Below are 2,504 nucleotides of genomic sequence, written 5' to 3'. Positions count from 1 at the left end.
GACCCATCCATCGCCAGGGAGACAGACCGATGAACGAGCGCTTCCTTCAGCTCAGCGATGTGGCGGAGATCCTCAACATCTCGTCGAGCCAGACGTACGCGCTGGTCCGCTCAGGTGAGCTTCCCGCCATCAAGATCGGCGGACGCGGGCAGTGGCGAGTCGAACGCACCGAGCTTGAGGCGTACATCCAGCGGGCATACGAGCAGACCCGCGCATTCGTGCTCGCCAACCCTCTGGGCCGCGGCGAGGCGCTCCTGGACGAGGAGCTCCCCGGACTGCACAGCTAATCGGGGCTGGGACCTAGTCGGAACTGGGACCGCCCGGACCGCCCAGATCGGCTTCCGGACCTCGGATCCGACAGGAACCCCGAGTGCGAAAAAATCATGATCGCCGCCTTTGAGCCTCCAGGACCGTCGGCGGTCTTCCGCGGAAGAAAAGCGGATCACACGGTTCGACGAACGAACCCGATCGCGGCCAGCGGAATGGTCCGCACAGCGCGTACCGACCGCGCCCTGCGGAACTCGTCGTCCGGATGCTCGGCCACCTCGACGAAGTCCGCCCCGACCCGGTCGATCGTGCCCCGCACCGGGGTGCCGTCCGACAGCACGACCGAACACGATGAGCGATCCCGCACCACACCTCGCAGGACGTAGCGCAGATCCAGCCGAACCGCCAGCGGACCCTCATGGCCCGGCTGAGCCGACAGCGAGGCCAAGCCGTGCACCCACAGGACGCAGCGCAGCGGCAGCAGGACTTCATGAGCCGCCGGCTCCCGCAGGAGCATCCAGTCCACTCCCAGCGCGGTAAGCCGTCCGGCCAGGACACCGCCGGATTCCCGCCCAGCTGCCTGGACACCCACACGCAGCGACGATCCGATCGCCGGACGCAAACGGTCGATCAGACGCAGATGCGCGGCCTCGCGCCGGCTCCTGTCCATGAGCTCGGAGTCGAGCTCAGCCGCCTCGGCCGCCTCCCACTGCATCTCAAGATCAGCGAACAGTGCCTCCCAGCGCACCCGCCCCCCTTTGTTCCCAGGCACCGGTCCGTGTTCCCAGGCACCGGTCCACCGGAAGGGCCGATCGAACACCCACTGAAGCGACACACCCAGCACAGAACGAAGCGAACCGGATACGCCAACACGGTCCATGCTGGTCGAGCCAGAAGGCCGGAGGCAGCGTGATCATGCTTCTTTCGCGCTACCGGAGCCTGGATTCCCGGGTCGCTACGAGGCTGACATGAGCTGGTCCGGCGTGTCCAGCCAGAAGGTCCGGCCGTCGGGCGTGACGGCTCACGCCTTCCCTGAGCCTTTGCACATCCAGAGGGCTGAAGGCAGCGCGATCATGCTTCTCGCGCGCTGCCGGAGGCCCCGGTTCCCGGGTCACTGACGGGTCACTGTCTCGTTCCTCCCGCCATCGGTCACAACAACCTTCCCGCTGCCGCCGCACCCTGGGCAGCCTTCCGAAAGGCGCGACCGCACCGGCGGCCACCATCTCGACGAGGACGGGCCCCGCCCCTCGAACCCCGGCTCTTCCTCCGAAGTAGAAGGAGTGGCCGCTGACGGTCACCAGGGCCGGGTGCGCGACGATCGTTGCAGGCACGGGTTCCGGGGGCGCCGGGCCCCTGCACAACGAGCAAACCACCCAACCAAGGTTGACATCAACTCTTTGGAGGATTACACAAGCAAACGTAGTCAAACGAAGCATTTCAAAAAGATCGATCGGACCAGCGGACCGCAGGTAGCGCGATCATGCTTTTCTCGCGCTGCCGAAGGACCGAGTCCCCGGGTCACTGGAGTTGCCGATGTCAGCCGTCCGGCGCCTGCTCGTCTTCCTCGCGGGAGCGGTCGCCGCAACGGCACTGACGATCATCATGGTCGAAGTCGGGCCGAGATGGGCGGATCTTCCGTCCGGGCCTTCGGCGGTGCCCGACTGGGTCGAGGCCGATCCCGAACACGCACTCACGACCGTTGTCGGCCTCGCCGCATGGGCCTGCCTGCTCTGGCTGTGCGCGGGGTTCATCCTGGGCGCGCTGGCTGCGCTGCCCGGCATCGGCGGGCGGGCAGCCGCAAGCGTCGCCCGTCGCATCCTGCCCCGGACTCTGCGCCATATCGTCGAGGTGGCGCTCGGCATCACCCTTGCGGCAGGGAGCGCCGCCCCGGCATTGGCGGTGAGCCCGACAGCGGTCACCGGACCGGCCACCGTCACGGCCGCGGTGTCCTCGACCGCGTGGCCGGACGTCGACCCGTACGACCCATCCCCTCCGTCCGCGATACCTGCAGGTACTCCAGGTTCACCCATAAGATCATCAAGCCCGGAATCGACCGGATCTCCGGCGGACGCATTGGCCACCACGCTGTCTCCCGCGAACCCGACCAACCCTGCATCCCCGCCAGTGCAGTCCGTCCCCGACCCCACGCCTGTCATGTCGATGTCACCCGGCGTCCAGGCGCCCTGGCCCGACCCGTCGCCGGGCAGCCGGGCCCAGGACAGCTCCGTGGTTGTCGT

Annotated in this window: 2 protein-coding genes and 1 pseudogene; 2 read left to right on the top strand and 1 reads right to left on the bottom strand. The window is 67.7% G+C overall.

Going from position 1 to position 2,504, the window contains the following annotated elements; translation table 11 throughout:
* The first annotated feature begins 29 nt into the window (after positions 1-29).
* Positions 30-287 (top strand): helix-turn-helix domain-containing protein, encoded by a 258-nt coding sequence (locus DD1DGNOD_RS06250; RefSeq protein WP_131765661.1) that lies wholly within the window; start codon positions 30-32, stop codon positions 285-287.
* A gap of 155 nt (positions 288-442) precedes the next feature.
* Here the strand turns inward: DD1DGNOD_RS06250 and DD1DGNOD_RS06245 are convergent, their stop codons facing one another.
* Positions 443-1,015: a hypothetical protein gene (locus tag DD1DGNOD_RS06245; RefSeq protein ID WP_131765770.1), complete on the bottom strand. Its 573-nt coding sequence runs from the start codon at positions 1,013-1,015 to the stop codon at positions 443-445.
* 785 nt (positions 1,016-1,800) lie between these two features.
* Here DD1DGNOD_RS06245 and DD1DGNOD_RS06240 point away from each other — a divergent pair.
* Positions 1,801-2,504 (top strand): annotated as a pseudogene (locus tag DD1DGNOD_RS06240) (LysM peptidoglycan-binding domain-containing protein); the annotation flags it as partial.

Origin of the sequence: Candidatus Protofrankia californiensis, assembly GCF_900634765.1 — a bacterium.
Taxonomy (GTDB): Bacteria; Actinomycetota; Actinomycetes; order Frankiales; family Frankiaceae; genus Protofrankia; species Protofrankia californiensis.
The sequence above is the reverse complement of the archived record's forward strand: the minus strand, read 5'-3'. Positions and strand labels throughout refer to the sequence as shown.

What these genes read in the sequence shown, in the direction of transcription:
- DD1DGNOD_RS06250 (WP_131765661.1), top strand. Translation starts at nt 30, where the DNA reads ATGAACGAGCGCTTCCTTCAGCTCAGCGATGTGGCGGAGATCCTCAAC.